Source organism: Prevotella heparinolytica (assembly GCF_002998535.1).
In the GTDB taxonomy this organism is placed as follows: domain Bacteria; phylum Bacteroidota; class Bacteroidia; order Bacteroidales; family Bacteroidaceae; genus Bacteroides; species Bacteroides heparinolyticus.
This window is the reverse complement of record NZ_CP027234.1, coordinates 478,667-500,789: the sequence shown is the minus strand read 5'-3', so window position 1 is coordinate 500,789 and position 22,123 is coordinate 478,667. Positions and strand designations below refer to the sequence as shown.

The 22,123-nt window shown below is 44.9% G+C and carries 17 protein-coding genes; 10 read left to right on the top strand and 7 right to left on the bottom strand.

The genetic code is table 11. The features are described 5' to 3' along the window. Nucleotides 1-459 precede the first annotated feature (459 nt). Nucleotides 460-1,644, top strand: coding sequence for an iron-containing alcohol dehydrogenase (locus C3V43_RS02020; RefSeq protein WP_106068385.1), 1,185 nt, complete (start codon nt 460-462; stop codon nt 1,642-1,644). Between the two features lie 689 nt (nt 1,645-2,333). On the opposite strand, the gene nqrF is transcribed toward C3V43_RS02020, so the two are convergent. Genes nqrF through C3V43_RS01990 form a run of 6 tightly spaced genes read right to left on the bottom strand, consistent with a single transcriptional unit; the run spans nt 2,334 to nt 8,211 of the window. Continuing rightward, on the bottom strand, nt 2,334-3,602 hold the full coding sequence (nqrF, locus tag C3V43_RS02015) for an NADH:ubiquinone reductase (Na(+)-transporting) subunit F (protein WP_106068384.1): 1,269 nt from the start codon (nt 3,600-3,602) through the stop codon (nt 2,334-2,336). An 18-nt stretch (nt 3,603-3,620) separates the two neighbouring features. Then, complete coding sequence (gene nqrE, locus C3V43_RS02010) at nt 3,621-4,247, bottom strand: NADH:ubiquinone reductase (Na(+)-transporting) subunit E (protein ID WP_106068383.1); 627 nt, start codon at nt 4,245-4,247, stop codon at nt 3,621-3,623. A 55-nt stretch (nt 4,248-4,302) separates the two neighbouring features. Next, nucleotides 4,303-4,941 carry an NADH:ubiquinone reductase (Na(+)-transporting) subunit D gene (locus C3V43_RS02005; protein WP_106068382.1) on the bottom strand — a complete coding sequence of 213 codons (639 nt, stop codon included), beginning with the start codon at nt 4,939-4,941 and terminating at the stop codon, nt 4,303-4,305. A 4-nt stretch (nt 4,942-4,945) separates the two neighbouring features. Beyond that, on the bottom strand, nt 4,946-5,638 hold the full coding sequence (locus tag C3V43_RS02000; protein WP_106068381.1) for a Na(+)-translocating NADH-quinone reductase subunit C: 693 nt from the start codon (nt 5,636-5,638) through the stop codon (nt 4,946-4,948). 14 nt (nt 5,639-5,652) lie between these two features. Next, a complete protein-coding gene (locus C3V43_RS01995) occupies nt 5,653-6,822 on the bottom strand; it encodes an NADH:ubiquinone reductase (Na(+)-transporting) subunit B (protein ID WP_106068380.1) in 1,170 nt (389 codons plus the stop codon). A 39-nt stretch (nt 6,823-6,861) separates the two neighbouring features. Beyond that, a complete protein-coding gene (locus C3V43_RS01990; RefSeq protein ID WP_106068379.1) occupies nt 6,862-8,211 on the bottom strand; it encodes a Na(+)-translocating NADH-quinone reductase subunit A in 1,350 nt (449 codons plus the stop codon). Between the two features lie 335 nt (nt 8,212-8,546). Here C3V43_RS01990 and C3V43_RS01985 point away from each other — a divergent pair, with 335 nt between their 5' ends. Further along, the gene (locus C3V43_RS01985) at nt 8,547-9,737 is read left to right on the top strand and encodes a glycosyltransferase family 2 protein (protein ID WP_106068378.1); all 1,191 of its coding nucleotides are present in this window, start codon (nt 8,547-8,549) and stop codon (nt 9,735-9,737) included. Between the two features lie 16 nt (nt 9,738-9,753). Further along, entirely contained in the window at nt 9,754-12,441 is a 2,688-nt protein-coding gene (locus C3V43_RS01980) for an ATP-binding protein (protein ID WP_106068377.1), read from the top strand. Between the two features lie 746 nt (nt 12,442-13,187). On the opposite strand, the gene C3V43_RS01975 is transcribed toward C3V43_RS01980, so the two are convergent. Further along, nucleotides 13,188-14,159 (bottom strand): type I phosphomannose isomerase catalytic subunit, encoded by a 972-nt coding sequence (locus C3V43_RS01975; protein WP_106068376.1) that lies wholly within the window; start codon nt 14,157-14,159, stop codon nt 13,188-13,190. A 196-nt stretch (nt 14,160-14,355) separates the two neighbouring features. Here C3V43_RS01975 and C3V43_RS01970 point away from each other — a divergent pair, with 196 nt between their 5' ends. The 7 genes from C3V43_RS01970 (at nt 14,356) to C3V43_RS01940 (ending at nt 21,843) form a co-directional block, all read left to right on the top strand. Beyond that, entirely contained in the window at nt 14,356-15,450 is a 1,095-nt protein-coding gene (locus tag C3V43_RS01970; protein ID WP_106070408.1) for an aldose epimerase family protein, read from the top strand. 42 nt (nt 15,451-15,492) lie between these two features. Then, nucleotides 15,493-16,803, top strand: a complete 1,311-nt coding sequence (locus tag C3V43_RS01965; protein ID WP_106040096.1) for an MFS transporter — start codon at nt 15,493-15,495, stop codon at nt 16,801-16,803. A gap of 40 nt (nt 16,804-16,843) precedes the next feature. Next, nucleotides 16,844-17,998 (top strand): galactokinase, encoded by a 1,155-nt coding sequence (gene galK / locus C3V43_RS01960; RefSeq protein WP_106068375.1) that lies wholly within the window; start codon nt 16,844-16,846, stop codon nt 17,996-17,998. A gap of 279 nt (nt 17,999-18,277) precedes the next feature. Next, complete coding sequence (locus C3V43_RS01955; RefSeq protein ID WP_106068374.1) at nt 18,278-19,069, top strand: M48 family metallopeptidase; 792 nt, start codon at nt 18,278-18,280, stop codon at nt 19,067-19,069. Nucleotides 19,070-19,145: 76 nt separating this feature from the next. Next, a complete protein-coding gene (locus C3V43_RS01950; RefSeq protein ID WP_174704379.1) occupies nt 19,146-19,829 on the top strand; it encodes a YMGG-like glycine zipper-containing protein in 684 nt (227 codons plus the stop codon). A 123-nt stretch (nt 19,830-19,952) separates the two neighbouring features. Continuing rightward, nucleotides 19,953-20,174, top strand: a complete 222-nt coding sequence (locus C3V43_RS01945; protein ID WP_106068373.1) for a hypothetical protein — start codon at nt 19,953-19,955, stop codon at nt 20,172-20,174. A 43-nt stretch (nt 20,175-20,217) separates the two neighbouring features. Further along, entirely contained in the window at nt 20,218-21,843 is a 1,626-nt protein-coding gene (locus tag C3V43_RS01940; RefSeq protein ID WP_106068372.1) for an RluA family pseudouridine synthase, read from the top strand. Nucleotides 21,844-22,123 lie beyond the last annotated feature (280 nt).

Here is a 22,123-nt window from a genome sequence, read left to right as displayed (position 1 = left end):
GTAATAATATTAAACAATAAAACAACCACAAATCAGTCTGAAAATCAACGCTATCCGGTTTTACTAAAAACACACCGAATTTTTAGTAAAAATCCCGGGAAAATTTAGTAAAAATCCGGTGAACTTTTAGTAAAAATCCAGCCGACGTTTTTCTGAAAAATTTTTCTGCATAAAAAAATCATACAAAGGCGTGAGTAGAATCACCGGTGATTCCAGAAGAGCAGTTCCTCTTTTTTGTAGCTTTGTTACTTCCTTTTTTAATATATACCTTATTCCGAATTCACGTATCACTCTGCAAATATAAGAAAAAGGTTTATCCCGACAATGCACCGTCTGTTTTGAAGTTGTCCCATTTGCATAATCCACTGAAAACACCTATCTTCGTTATTCATAAGAACTTATTGACAGTTTCCCGCTTGTTAATGACAACATTCCATTTTCAATACAAATTTTACTAACATGAAAGATTTCAATTATTACGCTCCCACCGAAGTTGTGTTTGGACGAGACTCAGAAAGCAAAGTAGGAGAACTGGTACGAAAATATCAAGGAACCAAAGTGCTGGTACATTATGGAGGACAGAGTGCTGAACGTTCCGGACTTCTCGACACCGTTTTCCACTCGCTCGAAAGTAATGGTATTGACTACGTCAAGTTAGGCGGTGTGGTTCCCAACCCGCGTGTAGCAAAAGTACGCGAAGGGATAGCATTATGCCGGAAAGAACATGTGGACTTCATCCTCGCAGTAGGAGGAGGCAGTGTCATCGACTCTGCCAAAGCCATTGCCATCGGTGTGCCTTATGAAGGCGACGTATGGGATTTTTATCTTCGCAAAGCCGTGGCTACCACCTGCCTGCCCGTTGCCACCGTTCTCACCATTCCTGCGGCAGGCAGTGAGATGAGTAACGGCAGCGTTATCACCAACGACGAAGGCAAGTTGAAGAAAGATTATGGTACAGACATGTTCCGCTGCAAGTTTGCCCTCATGAATCCCGAACTGACTTTCACCCTGCCCCCTTATCAGACTGCATGTGGTGTAGTGGATATCATGATGCACACCATGGAACGCTACTTCTCGCACGAGGACGACATGGAAGTGACGGATGGTATTGCGGAAAGTATCTTGCGTACAATGAAAGAAATGGCATTCAAGGTACTGCATACACCGAATGATTATGTCAGCCGTGCACAAATCATGTGGGCAGGCAGTCTGGCACACAACGACCTGACCGGATGCGGAACTGTGGGCGATTGGTCAACTCACCGTTTGGAGCACGAGCTTAGCGGTATGTTCGATGTGGCTCATGGTGCAGGATTAGCCTCTATCTGGGGAAGTTGGGCACGTGCTGTCTACAAGATGCGCCCCACCCGCTTTGCACGTTTTGCCGTAAATGTCATGGGAGTATCGAACAACTTCAACTCTCCCGAACAAACCGCTTTGGCCGGTATCGAAGCTATGGAACGCTTTTACCACGCCATCGGCATGCCTATTTCTATTCCAGAACTGATAGGTCGTCCGGCAACGAAAGAGGAGATACTGACCATGGCACGCATTTGCAGTGAAAACGACTCGTATTCAATCGGAGCCTTTAAAGCACTCAACATGCAGAATATGGTAGAGATTTATCGGAATGCCAATAAATAATCATCGAGTAGGTATCATTGATACCGGATGGATTGCTAAAAAAATGGCTCTTACATTAGGATAAATGAAAGCCTATGATGACATGAAGCAAGGTTTGTTGGAATCACCCTACATGCCTCATTGCGAGACCCTGCGCATGATGCATATCATACCAGAATTCGGGATAGGCGGTTGCTTTTTCTAAAGATGAGGGGCTGCATCCTGTCAGGCGGATATTTCCTGAATGCACCGGTTCACGGCGGTCAGGCAGAAGAGAAGAAAGCCTTTCAGACCGGGCGCCCTTCCCCTGTTTTGACAGCTGCAATCCTTTGTCGTGACAGACGCAAGTATTCAAGCCGACAGACACAAGTGTTTGACATGTCAGACACTTGTGTTTGAGCCGTCAGATGCAAGCGTCTGACAAACCAATATTAAACATCTGATAATAAATGATTTTTGATTTTAAAACACAAACCGTCGGGTGAGGTTATCTACCTGCTTCTTATCCTGAACTCAGATATATCATGGATGAATTAAGGAGGGAATGGAATGTAGTCTATCCTAACGACTGAAAACTTACACACAGACAAGTGTACAATAATAAAAAGAGGCGCGGATTACATGGAATCAGCACGGTTTCGATATGTTAAATCCGTGAATTCCGCGTAATCCGCGTCTTTTAAAGATTATATCTTCTTTCTCTATTGGGATTAACCTCCAAAGTTATCGAACAAGATGGATTGTTCTTCTACTCCGAGGTCGGTAAGCATGGCAACCACAGCTTTCGACATCGGGCCAGGACCACACATGTAGTATTCGATGTCTTCGGGAGCCTCGTGGTCTTTCAAGTAGGTATTCAGCATCACCTGATGAACAAAACCGGCGGTGTACTTCACGCCCGCTGCATCGGCTGCAGGATCCGGACGGTCGAGTGCCAGATGGAAGTGGAAATTGGGGAACTCTTTCTCGATACCGAGGAAGTCGTCCAGATAAAACACTTCGTTCAATGCACGAGCACCATAGAAATAGTGCATCTCGCGGTCGGTAGTGTGCAGTGTCTTGGTCATGTGCATAATCTGGGCACGGAGCGGAGCCATACCGGCACCACCGCCTACCCAAATCATTTCACGCTTGGAGTCGAAGTGCGGATGGAAGTCACCGTAAGGTCCACTCATCATTACCTTGTCGCCCGGTTTCAGCGTAAAGATATAAGAAGAAGCGATGCCCGGATTGACATCCATAAAACCACTACGGTCTGCCTTGAAAGGCGGAGTGGCAATACGCACAGTCAGCATGAACACGTCTCCCTCGGCGGGATAGTTGGCCATGGAGTAAGCGCGAACTGTAGGCTCGTCATTGACACACTTCAGCGAGAAGAGGCCGTTTTTCTCCCACGCCGGCAGGTATTCTTCGCCAATCAGGCTCTTATCAATGTCCTTGCCATAATCCATGGAGAATGCAGGGATCTTGATCTGGGCATAAGAACCCGGGATAAAATCCATATGGGCACCGGCAGGCAACTGAACCTTGAACTCCTTGATAAAGGTAGCCACGTTCTTGTTGCTGATAACCGTACATTCGTATTCCTTGACGCCCATCACCGATTCGGGAACCTTGATACCCAAATCGCCTTTTACTTTACATTGGCAAGCCAGACGCCAATTGTCTTTTATCTGTTTGCGGGTGAAATGTCCCTTTTCGGAGTCAAGAATTTCACCTCCGCCTTCGGGCACTTGACATTTGCACTGTCCGCAAGAACCCTTACCACCGCAAGCCGAAGAAAGATAAATGCCTTGTTCCGACAGTGTCCCCAGCAGGGTTCCGCCCTGCGGCACCGTAAGCACATCCTTGTCATTGATGGTGATGTTCACATTTCCCGAAGGTATCAAGAATTTCTTGGCAACCAACAGGATGACTACAAGCAGCAAAATAACCACGAGGAATACTCCAATGCTTGCTAATATCATATTCATATCCATTGTCTTATTCCTTTCTTTTTAGATTTTCAAACCGGAGAAACACATAAATGCCATAGCCATCAAGCCTACGGTAATGAACGTGATGCCCAACCCCCGCAACGGTGCAGGCACGTCGGAGTAAGCCATCTTCTCGCGAATGGCAGCCAGACCGACAATGGCCAGCAACCAGCCGATGCCCGAACCCAATGCATAGGAAACGGCGTCGGCAATATCGCCGATGTACTTGGGATCGCTCTCGCCCACCGTGATGCGTTGCTGCATAAAGAGCGAAGCTCCCATGATGGCACAATTTACAGCAATCAGCGGCAAAAAGATACCCAGCGAAGCGTAGAGCGAAGGACTGAAACGTTCAACCACCATTTCCACCAACTGCACAATACCGGCAATAACGGCTATGAAAAGGATAAAACTCAGGAAACTGAGATCGACACCTTCGATAATGGCATCGGGTCCCAGCACTTTGGTCTGCAACAGATAATTGACCGGAAGCGTCACCACCAGCACAAAAGTAACGGCGACACCCAATCCCAAGGCTGTCTTCACGTTCTTCGATACGGCCAAATAGGAGCACATACCGAGGAAAAACGCGAATATCATGTTGTCCACAAAGATGGAGCGGACAAATAAACTTAATAAATGTTCCATGTTTTTTAATTAAAAATGAAAATGAAAAATTCTTTATTTTTAATTATTCATTTAATTACTGTTTTTCTTGCAATTCCTTATTACGGGCACGCTGATACCAGATGATACAAGCCACGATGATGAGCGCCATGGGAGGCATCAACATCAAACCGTTGTTCACATAACCGAGGTTTGTCAGGCAATCGTGGTTCAGGATATTGAAACCGAGCAGAGTTCCCGATCCCAGCAACTCACGGAAGAAAGCCACGATGACCAGAATCTTGGCGTAGCCCAAACCGTTTCCGATGCCGTCGAGACAAGATTCCCAGGGACCGTTCTGCATAGCAAATGCTTCCAGACGTCCCATCAGGATACAGTTGGTAATAATTAACCCCACATAAACGGAAAGCTGCACGCTCACGTCGTAAGCAAACGCTTTCAGTACCTCGCTCACGATAGTCACCAAAGCGGCAACAACCACCAGCTGCACGATGATGCGGATGCGGTTAGGGATGGTCTTGCGCAGTAACGAAATCACTACATTGGAGAAGGCCGTGATTATCGTCACCGAAAGTCCCATCACGATGGCAGGCTCCAGCTTGGCAGTAACAGCCAAAGCCGAACAGATACCCAGCACCTGCACGGTGACAGGATTATTCATTCCCAGCGGAGTAGTGAATACTTCTTTATTCTTCTTTGAAAACAATGATGCCATATTCTTATTCCTCCTCCTTATTATTACTGGTTAAAAAAATCTTGTAGTTGCTCAAGCAATTTTTCAGCATGTCATTCACACCTACCGAGGTGATAGTACCGCCCGAAATGCCGTCCACCTGATATTCAGGTTTCTCTACCTTACCGTTCTTCACAACGCCGAGAGCAATCTCACCGTTCTCCAGCGTTTTCTTGCCGGTAAACTCGCCTTGGAAGTGAGGCGTGGCAATTTCGGCACCCAGCCCCGGTGTTTCGCTGGCGTGAGAGAAATAGACACCAAACACCGTGTCCTTGTCACCATTCAATGCAACATACCCCCAAATAGCGCCCCAAAGACCTGCACCGTAAACGGGGAACACATACTTGGTCTCACCGTTCACTTCGGCCACAAACACATGCAGACGATTTTTCTCTTTCGCCTCTTTCTCGTAAGCGGTGGCGAATGCACCGGTATTCTCTGTCAGCGTACCATTGGCATTCATCAACATGTCACTCTTTATATATTTATTATATTCCGCATCGGCATCTTTCACGTCTTTCACACCCAAAGCGGCCAGAATCTGCTTCTTCGTGTCCAGCTCCACGTTCTTGTTCTGCGTCTCGCGCAAAGACGAACTTACGAATGCCAGCAAGAATGCTACGATAACAACCATTACCGAAGCATAAACGATAGTATAACTGTTACTATTGGTATTCATTTCTTTTCCGGTATTTAATTGTTAGACTTCATTGCACGTTTTTCGCGACGATTGATATTGCTTTGTACCACGAAATAGTCAATCAGCGGAGCGAAGATGTTCATCAACAGGATGGCGAGCATCATGCCTTCGGGATAACCAGGGTTCAGCACACGGATAACGATGGCCATGACACCAATCAGAAAACCGAAGATATACTTACCAGTCTCCGTACGGGCCGAAGTCACAGGGTCGGTAGCCATGAACACGGCACCGAAACAGAAACCACCCAGCACAAGGTGTTCGTACCAAGGCATCTGAGCCATCGCCGTATCAGGGCCGATTGCGTTGAATACACAAGCCATAAAAGCACCGCCCACGAATACCGAGAACATCGTCTTCCAGCTGGCAATACCTGTCCAAAGCAGCAAAGCAGCACCCAATGCAATGGCAATGACGCTCGTCTCGCCGATGGAACCCGGAATAAGGCCGTAAATCATATCCATGGAGAAGTCAGGCGCAGCACCCGTAGTGGCTGCCACCCCCAACGGAGTAGCCACCGTCAGGCCGTCTACCTGCTGTCCCAAGCCGAAGATGGAATTGCCGGATACCCAAACGGCATCACCCGACATCTTCGTAGGATAGGCAAAGAACAAGAATACACGCGTAACCAAAGCAACATTGAATACATTCATACCTGTACCTCCGAAGACTTCCTTCGCGAAAATTACGGAAAAAGCAGTGGCAACCGCCAACATCCACAACGGGCAGTCTACGGGGACAATCATCGGAATCAGGATACCGGAAACAAGAAAACCTTCATGTATTTCTTCATTCTTCCATTGAGCCACCACGAACTCAATGCCGAGCCCCACTACATAAGATACAATGATTTTAGGCAATACAGCCAGAAAACCGTAGGCAAACATTTCGATGAAGCTTCCGGAAGCACCGGTAGCGTGGAAATGCTGGTAACCAACGTTGTACATACCGAACAGCAAGGCCGGCACCAACGCAATGACCACCATCGACATGATGCGTTTGCTATCGATGGTGTCGTGAATATGCGTTCCCGATTTCGCTGTGGTGTTCGGCACGAACAAGAATGTTCCGAGTCCATCGAACACCGAACGGAATGCGTGGAGTTTGCCGCCCTCTTCAAAGTTCGGCTTTATCTTATCGAGATAATTTTTTAACGCTTTCATTAATTATTTTGATTTTTGAAATTTAAACCATAACCCTATTTACGCCATTTCAGCACGAAGCATGTCCAATCCGGCACGCACAATACGCTGAACCTCCATTTTGCTGGAATCTACAAACTCGCAAAGAGAGAAATCCTCAGGAGCAACCTCGTAGATGCCCAAAGCCTCCATACGGTCAATGTCGCCGGCAATGATTGCCTTCACCAGATATTCGGGGAAAATGTCCATAGGGAACACTTTGTCGTATTCACCGGACATAATCATATGGCGTTCCCCCCCCTTGATTCGGGCATCGAACACGTATGCTTTCTTGCCCATCAGCCAACTGAAATATGAACGATTGACACTGAACTGATTGAAGCGAGGTGCAATCCAGCCAAGCATTTCATGGGTTTCGTCTCCTTCGGGAATTACGGTCAGCTGCGTGTCGAAAGCACCCAGAAAACCGTTCGGAGAGACTTTTTTTCCGGTCAGCACATTGCCGCTGATGTAGCGAAGCGTCTTGCCTGTCGTCACATTGTCTTCGAACACATTTGTCAGCAACGCACCCACACGCAATTTGCAGTAAGCCGGCTTCAATACTTCACTGCCTGTCACGGTCACCGTACGGGTCATGTCTACACGTCCCGTATTCATCAACCGCCCGATGAAGAGAACGGTTTCGGGAGCAATGGTCCACACCGTTTCACCCTTCACTATGGGAGCTATGTGATTGATTTGCACACCCACGTTACCTGCCGGATGGGGACCGTCGAAAGCCGTAACGATAACATTCTTGGCTTGTAGCAAAGCGGCAGCTTTTTGTTTTACACTCACACTCAGATAGGTCTTTGCCATCTTTGACAAAGCGTCGAGTCCTGTCTGGAAATTCGTTTCCTCTCCTTTCAAAGCAACTTCAAAATCGGGAGCCAACGGATTGCTGTCGAAAGCGGAAATGAAGATGGCTCTCGGAGTCACCGTAGGGTCAGCGATTACGTCATACGGACGTTGGCGGATGAAAGCGAACATACCGGCTTGCAGAAGCGCTTCCTTCACCTGCTGCCCGCTCATCTCAGAGGGATCCATCTTGCCGAATTCTTCATAATCTTGTTCGGCAGCAGCTTCTACAACAATGTTCATCACCTTCCGGCGTGCACCGCGCTCCACGCTTGTCACTACACCACTGACGGGCGAAACAAATTTCAATTCGGGATGATTCTTGTCGATAAACAAGGTTCCCCCAGCCATCACATATTCCTGTTCTTTGACCACCACTTTCGGAATAACGCCCGTAAAATCATCAGGAACCAACGAATAAAATCCCGGTTCTTTGACGGACATAATCTCTGCGGAAGCCTTGCCCTTCAGGTTGATATCGAGGCCTTTACGTAACTTTATTACATTTGCCATGCGTTTATTAAAATAATGGTTTCATTAATTTGCCGCAAAAGTAGCAAAAAAGAATGTGAATAAAGCGCAAAAGAGAAAAGAATTAAGGATAAATTTCCGTAATTCATCACGTTAACAAACGAGCTATTATCAAAATCCGATAAACTGCAGTAAACAAGCACTCTTTTGCAAACCTAAACAAAAGCCCGAGAAATATAAAGGAACGCTGCAATCATTGCTTTTACCTGTTTTTATCTTTTTTTCTTGTATCAATAAAAGTTTATTTCTATTTTTGGCAAGTAAACTTCTTTCACAGAAGAAAGAAACAAAATAAACAGAGAAGACAATCTGATACAATGAAATTCTTGGAGATATTTTTTTGGATAAGTTTAGGTCTGGTATTCTATACCTATATAGGTTATGGGATAGTGCTGTATTTCCTTGTCAGAATAAAAGAACTTTTCAAACGAAAAGCCGACTACGTTGCCACCGACGATGGCACTTTACCGGAATTGACTTTATTCATTGCCGCTTATAATGAAGAAGAAGTGGTGGATGAAAAGATGCGTAACTGCCTTGAGCTGGACTACCCTACCGACAAACTACATATTCTTTGGGTAACCGACGGCAGTAACGACCGCACCAACGAACGGCTTTCGCACTGGCCGCAAGCCACCGTGCTTCATCGTCCTGAGCGTTTGGGGAAAACCTCTGCTCTGAACCGAGGTATACACTTTGTAGAAACTCCTCTTGTAATATTCACAGATGCCAATACCAATCTCAACCGCGAAGCACTACGCAAAATAGCATACGCTTTCAACAACCCCAAAGTGGGTTGTGTGGCAGGCGAAAAACGTATAACTACTCAAGACAAGAATAATGCTGCTTCCGGTGGAGAAGGCTTGTATTGGAGGTATGAATCGACTCTCAAAGCTCTTGATTCGCGACTCTATTCGGCAGTAGGTGCTGCGGGCGAGTTATTTGCCATTCGCCGCGAACTTTTCGAAGAAATGGAACCCGACACTTTACTCGATGACTTTATCCTATCTCTGCGCATCGTCATGCGAGGTCACATCATAGCCTATTGCGCCGATGCCTATGCTGTTGAAAATGGGTCAGCCGACATGAACGAAGAACAAAAACGCAAAATACGCATTGCAGCCGGTGGGTTACAATCTATCTGGCGGATGCGTCCGTTACTGAATCCTTTTCGTTACGGAGTTTTCAGCTTTCAGTATGTCTCTCACCGCGTACTGCGATGGTCGCTCACTCCTATTTTATTGTTTCTGCTGTTACCCCTCAATGCCATTTTGCTCTTTACAGACAATCAACCTGTTCTATATAGTTTCATCGGGGTGCTGCAAATATTGTTCTACCTCATGGGAGGATGGGGCTATTATCTATCGACCAAGCATATAAAAAACAAACTACTCTTCATCCCTTACTATTTTCTCTTCATGAACATCAATGTCATAAGAGGGTTCAGATATTTGCTGAAGCGCAAGAACAGAACAAACGGCACATGGGAAAAGGCACGAAGAGCATGACCTAAATACTACAAAAATGAAAGACATTCTACGAAGACCAGACAATGCCGAAAGGTTGCTGAAGATGACATCGGACACCATGCTTATCCTGGATAAAAAGGGCACTTGCGTTGACATGGCTGTATACAACATCGATCTCTGGTTTATAAAAGAGGATGTGTTGTTGGGGAAAAACTTATTCAAACTGATCCCGGCATCCACCCGTGACCAAATCTATCCGGATTTTAAGAAAGTACTGAGGTATAAGGTGTGTTCCAATAGCAATTATGCAATCACATTGAAAGGCCTTACCTACTATTTTAAGTGCATCATGTATCCGTTTGATGGCATGGTGCTCTGTCAATACCGGGATATCACCGAGCGCAGCCAACGAAAACTGGAACTTGAAAAAAGAAATCATGAACTGAATGAAATCCAAAAAGCCGCCCTCATCGGAAGCTGGCAATACGATTCGGACACCTCCTTGTTTTATTATAACGGACATACCGGTGTCATGTGCTCGGAAGAATTGCAATATATCCACCAAGAACATTATCTGGAACTGATTATACCCGAAGATCGAGAAAGCTTCAAGCATTGGCTGAGGGACAACCTGAAAGGCAAGATGGAGAATAGTGTGGACTATCGCATCCTCTTTAAAAAGAGCATCTACTATATACGCCTCAAGGCTTTTGCACGCGAACGCCATAAAGATGGGAACATCACATTAGAAGGTTATATACAAAACATTACCGACATACAGAAACGACGCAACGACATCAATCTATTGACGCATGCCATCAATAATTCTACAGAGGATATTTATTCTGCTCATGAAGATGGGACACTAATATTCTGTAACCGTTGTTTTAAAGAACGGCATCACATCGATGAAAGCCAAGATATATCGACCCTGAAAATATACGATTTACCCACATACAAAAGGGATGAAAAATCATGGAAAGCATTTGCTGCCAGCGTGAAACGTGGAGAAGTGGCACATGGATATATCGTACATAATCCGATACCTCAACATCCAGAAATACTTGCTATGGAGGGAAATGCTTATTGGGTGACCAGTGACAAGGGAGAAGGAACAGTATGGACTTTCGGAAGAGACGTGAGTACACGCATCCGTCAAGAGCAACAAATCAAGCAGTTTAACTTGATTCTGGATAAAATCATTGAGAACCTGCCGGCAGGAATCGTTGTAAAGGATATCAATAACGATTTCAAGTACATCTATCGTAACAGAGAGTCGTATAACCGCGTCATCACGGCACAAGATGCATCAGGAAAAGACGATTTTGACTTCTATCCGCAGGTAGTGGCGCAAAAAAAGAGAGAAGAAGACATCGAAATAGCTCAAACCGGTAAAGAAAAACATTGGATTACCGAGATACAAGATGCAAAAGGCTCTGCCATTTATCTGGATAAACGGAAAATAAAAGTCGAAAGCAAAGACTTCTCTCCGCTTTTGTTGGACATCGAATGGGATATCACTGAAATGGAACAGATGAAACGGGAACTGATGGTGGCTAAGGAAAAAGCCGAAACCTCCGATCAGCTTAAATCAGCTTTCCTTGCCAACATGAGCCACGAAATACGTACACCGCTCAATGCTATCATAGGTTTCTCGCGCATCATTGCCGAAAGTTCCAACGCCGAAGAGCGACACGATTATTACAAAATAGTAGAAGCGAACAATGAGCGTCTGCTCCAACTCATCAACGAAATCCTTGACTTGTCAAAGGTAGAATCGGGCTTTGTTGAGTTTACCATTGCCCCCATACACCTTCATAATCTTTGTAAGGAGTTACACGAAGCACTCACATTCCGCTGCCCACCGGAGGTACAACTCATTTTCGAGGAATCGGATGCAAGCATTGTGATAGATGGAGATAAGAATCGACTCTTCCAAGTGATATCCAACCTCATAAGCAATGCCTTTAAGTTCACGACCAATGGAAGTATTACTTACGGCTACCGCAGAGAAGGCGATGAGGTCAGATTCTACGTCACCGACACAGGCCTGGGCATTGCACCGGACAAGGTGGATCAGGTATTCGATCGTTTTGTGAAAGCAAATAATTTTGCCCAAGGCACAGGGTTGGGACTCTCTATATGCAAAACTATTATTGAGCGGTTAGGTGGACGTATTTCCGTATCTTCCGTGCTTGGCAAGGGAACAACTTTCACGTTCTTCCTCCCCATAGAATCGGCCGACAAAACAAGAACGGGAGAAGAAGCAGTTTCCGATTGCAGCATAGTTGAGCACATAATTCCTACGGAAGAGGTCACTGCACAAGCACCTCTCCCCCTTTCCCAAAAGGATATGCCCACAACAAAAGTGCAAAACAACAAATACCCCCCTTCCATTATTCTAGTGGCCGAAGATACAGAAAGCAACTACATCTTAATTAAAGCCATATTAGAGCATACCTATCAACTGGAACATGCCAAAGATGGAATGGAAGCTGTCACCATGTTCGAGAATGTACATCCCGATCTCATTCTGATGGATATCAAAATGCCCAACCTCGATGGATTGGATGCCACCCGCATCATTCGTGAAATATCACCGGATATACCCATCATTGCACTTACATCGTATGCCTACGAAAACGAACGCCAAGCCGCTTTTGATGCAGGTTGTAGCGATTTCCTCACAAAACCTTTCAAGATAGAAGCGCTAAAGGAACTTATCAAGAAATGGCTGAAGTAAGTGCCGGGAAAAGAGAGCAATATCCTCTACCGGAGTCTGGAATAGGAGTTTGAAAGCAGGCTATTCCAGAGTTCTGGCAGTCTTTTTTCTATTTTGAAAAATATCACCATTTCTATCTCTTAAAGAATCGAAAAAGAAAAGGTGGAATATTCAGTTCCGTACGGAGGGTACATCAGTCCTATACTGATCCTGCATCAGTCGTATACAGAAGGTACATCAGTCGTATACTGATCCCACCCCCTCTCAGAAGTACTTCCTGAGGGGATATATTAATCTCTGAACTTGTAGCAAAAGACGGACGGCAAAGAGTAACTTATTATTACACATACAATATTCTGGCTATCAATTTATATAAATGCTCCTTCAAAGACAGATGAGGAAAGGAGTGATTGGCCCGAATCCGTGTGTTCTTCCCTAATTCATTTTATTCAAAGCGTAAGCTACAATTCTTGAAATAAGAGTGCAGCCCCCCTGTGGTCAAGCAAGCAAGGTAATCTAAAAAAAAAGTATAACTGTTTTATTTCCTTTCGATTATGCGCATATATAAAAATTACGCTTGCACAAGCATAAATTCCTACTTGTACAAGCGTAATTATTTACTGTGGCACATGCAAACTGGCTCAAACGCAGGTTTACATTTACACAATTGCAAAAGGGGACACGTTGAATGATCCGAGAGACCGACTTCTTAAGAGTCCTATGTCCTCCAACTCATCAACACAAAAACAACACAGCATCTAATAAACTCAGACATACGTCTCAAGCATCTTCACTGTACCTTCAGGAATAATTGTTACTTCTTGCGTAGTAGCCGGAAGCAAAACCGTTTCACCGGCCTGCATGAAAAGTTCATTCTTTTCATCGTCCACAATGCGGCAAGCACCTTCCACGCATATGAATATGACAAATGAGTCTAATTCAGAATAATCACAAGTAATTTCTTCTGTCATATCATATACAGAGGTCGTGAAGTATGGGCTTGCCACTATTTCTACCGGTTCATTCTGCCCCAATTCGTATTCCGTACGAAAATCGTCTTGCACATCTGCAAAATTGATGGCATCCATAGCCTGTCCGGTGTGCAACTCCCTTAAATTACCGTCTTTATCCTTGCGATTATAATCAAAAATACGATAAGTTATATCAGACGTCTGCTGAATTTCAGCCACAAAAGCTCCCGCTCCTATTCCATGCACACGGCCAGCCGGAACATAAAAAACATCCCCGGGTTTAATAGCACAAGTCTGCAGCACCTCGGCAAATGTACCGTTATACACTCTCTCCTTATATTCTTTCGGGGTGATTTGTTCGGAGAAACCTGAAATCAATTTCGCATCCTTGTCCGCGGAAATGACATACCACATTTCATTTTTACCAAAGCTATTGTGACGTTTCTTTGCCAATTCATCACCCGGATGTACCTGAATTGACAAGTCCAGCTTAGCATCAATAAACTTTATCAATAAAGGAAATTTAGAACCAAAACGAGCATAGTTGGCTTCACCAACCAATTCTTCCTTATACTTTCTGACCATTTCAGATAGTGTCAGCCCCTTGTCGGCGCCATTAGCCACTATTGACTCACTACCTTCTACCGCCGAAACTTCCCAACTCTCACCTACATTAGCGAGGTTATCATTCAAATGTTTGAATGGAATAATCTTGTCGCCCCCCCAAAGTGTTTGCTTCAGAATAGGCTCAAATTTAAGAGGATACATTTGTTGTTATAATTAAAACATTCTGTTAATGATGTGTTTTTTAGATTACGGGGACAAATTTACAAAAAAATACCGAATTGCATTCTATTAACAAAACGCTAAACTTTCCTAAAATGCTTTCTATATTTCCTCTCAATTACTTGGGAGAACAAAAGAATTTCTTTTTATTTGCAAGAAATTTAAATCAGCCATGAATATGATGAACACTCCAACAGAAAATAATCTGTCCGGTCTGGACAGAAATAAATTTCAAAAAAACATCAATAGCAAAAAAACCGATTTGTTCATCCTGAAAAATGCGCAGGGCATGGAAGTAGCAGTAACCAATTACGGCTGTGCAATACTTTCCATTATGGTTCCCGACAAAGCAGGGAAATATGCCAACGTAGTTTTAGGACACGATAGCATCGAGCACGTAGTCAATAGTCCGGAACCTTTTTTGAACACTACCATCGGCCGCTACGGCAATCGCATAGCTAAAGGTAAGTTTACATTGTATGGTGAGGAACACCAATTGACAATCAACAACGGTCCCAACTCATTGCATGGTGGACCAACCGGTTTCCATACTCGTGTATGGGATGCCGTACAACCCGATCAGTCTACTGTTATCTTTAATTACACCTCTGTGGACGGAGAAGAAGGTTTTCCCGGCAATTTGAAAGTAGAAATGACATATTGTCTCGAAGACGAAACCAATGCTTTGGTAATAGAATACCGAGCCACCACGGACAAAGCCACCATCGTGAATCTGACCAATCATGCTTTCTTCAATCTTGCCGGCATAGCCACTCCCTCTCCTACCGTTCTGAATCATATCATCACCATCAACGCCGATTTTTATGTTCCTATCGACGAAGTATCTATTCCTACGGGAGAGATATTAAAGGTCGAAGATACGCCTATGGATTTCCGCACTCCTCATGCCATTGGAGAAAGGATTGATGGAAAATTCGGGCAATTGGTAAATGGCAGCGGCTACGACCATTGCTATGTTCTGAATAAAACAGAAAGCGGAGAATTGAGTTTGGCAGCCACTTGTACCGACCCCGATAGCGGACGAACGATGGAAGTATATACAACGGAAAACGGTGTCCAACTCTATACCGGCAACTGGCTTAATGGGTTCGAAGGCGCCCACAGAGCTACATTCCCTGCCAGAAGTGCCGTTTGCTTTGAAGCTCAATGCTTCCCCGACACACCCAACAAGGCCCATTTCCCATCAGCCATCTTGCTGCCGGGCGATGAATACCAACAGGTAACCATCTACAAATTCGGCGTACAAGAATGAAATAACTAACCTAATTTATAAACTTATAATTTTAAAGAAACCATGACACAACAAAAACAGAATGGTAAACTCATCGCAATTATCACGATGATCTTCCTTTTTGGTATGATCTCATTTGTTACCAACCTTGCCGCCCCTATGGGGATTGTACTGAAAAATCAGTTTTCAGTATCCAACGCATTAGGAATGTTGGGTAACTTCGGTAACTTCATCGCATATGCAGTGATGGGAATACCAAGCGGCATTTTATTACAACGAGTAGGATATAAGAAAACAGCATTGATAGCAGTAGCTGTCGGCTTTATCGGTGTAGGTGTTCAATATTTGTCCGGCCATGCCAGCCCTGAGGCAGCGTTCGCAGTATATCTGATCGGTGCATTCATTGCCGGTTTCTCCATGTGCTTGCTCAATACGGTGGTCAACCCAATGTTGAACAAACTCGGCGGTGAAGGCAAAAAAGGAAACCAGCTTATCCAAGTTGGTGGATCTTTCAACTCTGTAATGGCCACTATCACTCCTATGTTTGTAGGTATCCTGATCGCCGGTTCCATCGAAAAAGCCACAATCTCTCAGATATTCCCTGTAATGTATACTGCAATGGCTGTATTTGCTTTTGCATTCTTTGTTCTCTTGTTCGTACCCATACCGGAACCCAATGCTGCAACAACCACTGAACCTATCGGCAAACTAATGGCCGGAGCGTTGAAGTTCCGCCATTTCGTATTGGGCGCTATCGCAATCTTTGTATATGTAGGTGTTGAGGTAGGCGTACCGGGTACGTTGAACCTGTTCCTGACCGACCCTATTGAAAAAGGAGGAGCCGGTATTCCTTCCACTATCTCCGGTTTTGTTGTAGGAACATATTGGTTTCTTATGTTGATCGGTCGCTTGGCAGGTGTTTCATTGGGTGCAAAAGTATCCAGTAGAGCCATGCTCATTTTCACATCTGCATTAGGTCTGATTTTAGTATTTCTTGCCATCTTCTCATCAATAGGTTCGTTTGTCAATCTGCCGGTACTTCAACAAAGTGAAACCGGAGGTTTGTCTTTCGGACTTGCAGAAGTACCCATCAACGCCATGTATTTAGTATTAGTGGGTCTTTGCACTTCTATCATGTGGGGCGGAATCTTCAATCTTGCAGTAGAAGGGTTAGGTAAATATCTGGCCGCTGCTTCCGGTCTGTTCATGGTATTGGTATGTGGTGGAGGTATCTTGCCTGTCATTCAGAATTGGGTGGCCGATATAGCAGGTTTCATGCCTAGCTATTGGGTTATCATTGCCGCTCTGGCATATCTACTGTTCTACGGTTTGATAGGTTGCAAGAATGTCAATAAAGACATTCCGGTGGAATAAGTGAAAAGAAAAAATATTCACCTTATAAAATATAAATATCATGGATATAGAATACGTAAGAAGTCGTTTCATCAAGCATTTTGACGGAACAACAGGAGCTGTCTATGCATCTCCGGGTCGCATCAACCTTATCGGTGAGCACACAGATTATAACGGTGGGTTTGTATTCCCCGGAGCTATTGACAAGGGAATGATTGCAGAATTAAAGCCCAATGGCACCAATACGGTGAAGGCTTACTCCATCGACTTGAAAGATTATGTAGAGTTTGGTCTGAACGAAGAGGATATACCTCGTGCAAGTTGGGCAAGATATATTTTCGGTGTATGTCGGGAAATGATAAAGAGAGGTGTAGACGTTAAAGGTTTCAATACAGCCTTTGCCGGTGATGTACCTTTGGGTGCAGGAATGTCCTCTTCTGCTGCTTTGGAAAGCACATACGCTTTTGCATTGAACGATTTATTCGGTGAAAACAAAATCGATAAATTCGAATTGGCAAAAGTGGGACAAGCCACCGAGCACAACTACTGTGGCGTGAATTGCGGCATCATGGATCAATTTGCTTCTGTATTCGGAAAAAAAGGCAGCCTCATCCGTTTAGATTGCCGTTCATTGGAATATCAATATTTCCCATTTGACCCACAAGGCTACCGTCTGGTACTTGTCGATTCTGTGGTGAAACACGAATTGGCATCTTCTGCCTACAATAAACGTCGCCAAAGTTGCGAAGCAGCCGTTGCAGTAGTCCAAAAAAAACATCCGCACGTAGAGTTCCTGCGTGACGTAACGATGGAAATGCTCCAAGAGTCGAAAGAAGACATCAGTGCAGAAGATTACATGCGCGCAGAATATGTCATAGAAGAGATTCAACGTGTACTTGATGTATGCGATGCTTTGGAAAAAGGTGATTACGAAACCGTAGGCCAGAAGATGTATGAAACCCACCAAGGCATGAGTAAATTGTATGAAGTGAGCTGCGAAGAACTCGATTTCTTGAACAACCTTGCCTTTGACTGCGGTGTCACCGGTTCACGCGTAATGGGTGGCGGATTCGGCGGTTGCACCATCAACTTGGTGAAAAATGAATTGTACACCACATTCATCGAGAAAGCCAAAGAAGAATTCAAGAAGAAATTCGGCAGAAGTCCGAAGATCTATGATGTGGTCATCAGCGATGGTGCTCGCAGATTGGAATAAAAGATTTATTTAATCTTCGATAATAAAGGTGCGTCAAAAACGCCTTATCACTTCTTTTCAGGTGCAGATTACGCCGGATTCACGGAGCTTATTTAGAGAAAGCGTGATAATCGGTGGAATCTGCACCTGAATATTATAATCTCCTCTCCCTTTCACTTTCGACATATCCTGTTATTTTCAATATTCTATCTGCTCCGGAGGAAAGAAGTTACGAAAAACAGAACAACCTTTCCAATACTTTCTCTACCTTTGCATCATCAAACAACAAAGACAAATGATATGAAGAAACAAATCTCTTTAATAATCGTTTCTCTGCTCATGTTGGCAGGATGCGGTTCTGTCCCTGTGACCGGGCGGAAGCAGGTACTTTTGGTATCGGATCAGGAAGTGTTGACTTCCAGCCTGACCCAATATAAGGATTATATGAAAACCGCCCCGAAGTCGGCATCGGTCCAACAAGCGGCAATGGTGACACGCGTGGGAAAAAGAATTGCAGCAGCTACCGAGCAATACTTGAGACAGAACGGATTGGCTGCAGAAGTGAAAAATTTTGCATGGGAATTTAATCTGGTAAGGGACGGACAGATAAACGCTTTCTGCATGCCAGGCGGAAAGATTGTGGTATATGAGGGATTGATGAAAATAGTTTCCTCCGATGACGAACTGGCCGTGGTTATCGGCCATGAGGTGGCCCACGCCGTGGCAAAACACAGCAATGAACGCATGAGTCAACAGATATTGGCACAATATGGCTCACAAATACTTAGCCTGTCACTCTCGCAAAAGAGTGCCGCCATACAAACAATTGCCAATCAGGTGTACGGTGTAGGTGCACAATATGGAGTCATGTTGCCTTTCTCCCGTAAACACGAATTGGAAGCAGACTATATGGGACTGATTTTTATGCGAATGGCCGGCTACAATCCGGATGTTGCCGTCAAGTTTTGGCAGAAAATGTCCTCAGGCAGCACTGCCAAAGTGCCAGAACTGATGAGTACCCACCCCAGTGACGCCCGCCGAATCAGCGATATACAGAAAGCATTGCCAGAAATCAAGGCAAAATACAAATAAGCGTCTATCTTCATGGAAGAATGCGGCTTTGAAACACGTTCTTCTTAATTATAACAAAACAGGAAGAGATATCTATATGAACAAGTTTTTTATAGGAGTACTGGCATTAATCGTGATGTGTAGCGGATGCGAAACAAGCCGGACGGCAACCGGCAACCCTAATGCCGTATTGACCGGAGCTGCCATTGGAGGAAATGTAGGTGGTGCCATCGGCGGACTAATAGGTGAAAGCAGCGGAGGATGGAGGGGCAGTTATCGAGGTTCGGCCATTGGAACCATTATCGGAACCATTGCCGGAGCTGCCATTGCCAATGCCGCCACTACCCCCCAAAGACAAGAGGAATATGCATATAGGATAGAAAGGACGCAACCGGACTCTCCTCAATCTGAAATATACCGGAAACCCATAGCCGACAAGTATCTGAAGATACGAAACATACGCTTCATTGATGACAGCCGTGACCACATCATCCATTCGGGCGAGAGCAGTAAAGTGATTTTTGAAATCATGAACGAAGGTACTGAAACCGCCTACAATGTGGTTCCGCTGGTGACTGAAGTATCCGGAATGAAACGCATCTACATTTCCCCTTCCGTCATGATAGAGCAAATTACACCTCGTAACGGAGTGAAGTACACGGCGACCATCCGTGCCGGAGAGCGTATAAAGACAGGAAATATTATCCTGCACATTGCCGTGGCCAATGAATATGGAGAAGAGTATGACTGGCAGGAATTTTCATTACCCACGCAACGATAAGGGTGTGACAAAAACAAAAGTATCCTGTGTTATGATATAATATCAGACACGGTTCCTTGGATTAATGCGGTTTTCATTGACAAAACCCGCAAGAGACAGATAATTCGTGTCTAAAAGAATATCATGAAGAATGTTGACACACCCTTTGCTGTTTCAACTGTAAACTTAAAAAAATCAAGAAGTCTTATGGCAGACAATTACCTCGAAAAGCAGATGGAGCAATATCAGGCCCGAAAATCCGCATGGGAAAAGGAACGCAAATACGGAAAAAAGAAAGCACGTATCCTATCTGCCCTAAAACCACGGCAACAAGAGATTTCCTCTACTAAAAAGAAACAAGAATAGAAAAATCATTCCCTGCACAGAGGCAGTCTTTTTATATATCGTTATGCTCCATTCTTTCTCCACCCCCATCGCCAACATTCCGCTTCCGGAAAGGTTTACCTATCCTTTCTGCTACACACCGCACCCTTTATGCATACTGGCCGCGCAAGAAGTACAGAGTTATCTCAACGGACAGTCTGAATGGCAGGAAGAGTTGAGCAAAGGTAAAATGTTCGGTGTGCTTGTCGTGCAAACCAAGGAAAACGAGATCGGCTTTTTAGCAGCCTTTTCGGGCATATTGGCCGGACGGAACCAACACTCCTACTTCGTGCCGCCTATATATGATTTTCTGCAACCGCAAGGATTATTCAGAATAGAAGAAGAAAACATCTCTGCCATTAATCGAAACATCAAGTTGCTGGAAGAGGATGAAAGCTACACCCGGTTGCTGGCTGAGCTGAACCAGAACATTCAAGCCGGGCAAAAGGCATTGACTCAGGCAAAGGCAGAACTAAAAGAAGCCAAAGTAAAAAGAGAGCATCGCAGGAAATCAGGCATGACGGACGCACAGGAAGAAGCCTCACTGATACGTGAAAGTCAATTCCAAAAAGCTGAATACAAACGGTTGGAACGTGCTTGGAAAGAAAGAACAGCCATTTTGCAAACACAGGCCGAAAGTCAATTAAAACAGATACGGAATTTAAAAGCGGAACGTAAAAGGCGTTCCGCCATATTGCAGCAAGAGCTATTCGCACAATTCAAGATATTGAACCGGCGTGGAGAGTATAAGAACCTCTGCGAGATATTCGAAGAAACCGTACATAAGACTCCTCCGGCCGGTGCGGGCGAATGCGCTGCCCCCAAATTATTGCAGCAAGCCTATCTGCATGGATGGAAGCCGCTCGCTATGGCTGAATTCTGGTGGGGAGATTCCCCGAAGACAGAAATACGCCATCATGGTCAATACTACCCTGCATGCAAAGGGAAATGCGAACCCATTCTGAACCACATGTTGCAAGGATTACAGGTTGAGGAGAACCCCATGTTGAAAGAGATGCAGGCACAAGATAAAAATCCGGAGATTGTTTACGAGGACCAGTGGCTACTGGTAGTAGACAAACCGGCAGGCATGTTGTCCGTACCGGGTAAGGAAGACGTTTCCTCCATATTCAGCCTGATACGCAAACAATATCCGGATGCCGACGGTCCCTTGCTGGTTCACCGACTCGACATGGCTACCTCAGGCTTGTTGTTAATTGCCAAAACCAAACATATACATCGGGATTTGCAGGCTCAATTCAAGAACCGCCTCATCAACAAGCGTTATATCGCTTTGCTTGACGGGACAGTGCGAACAGACCGCGGAACCATTGAGCTTCCTCTTTGTTTGAACCCTTTTGACCGCCCCCGGCAAATGGTACATGCACAACACGGCAAGCCTGCCATTACAGACTTCGAGGTCTTGGAGCGCACCGACAAACAAACCCGTATTGCCTTCTATCCACGTACCGGCCGTACTCACCAACTCCGTGTACATGCCGCTCATCCGCTTGGCCTGAATTGTCCCATCATCGGAGACGAACTGTATGGGAAAAAGGCCAAACGATTGTATCTGCACGCCGAAACCTTAGAGTTTACACATCCCGCAACCGGGGAAACAATGAAAATAAGCCAAAAAGCGACATTTTAAAGAATAGACTCGTGAAGCGGACAAAAGAATTCTCGGACGAAAGCACAAAAATTCTATCAAAGAATATATCACGGAAGAAGTACAGGCCATAAGTGAGTAACCTTGCCGGCGTCTTGCTCCTTATCAAAAAATCATTGAAAATCAAACGACTGCATCTATTCTGTCAGACACTTGTGTTTGACGCGACAGACACTTGTGTCTGACAGCTTGAACACTTGTGTCTGGTACAACAAAGGATTATACCTGTCAAACGAAGGATTGGGCGGTTGGTGTGAAAGGC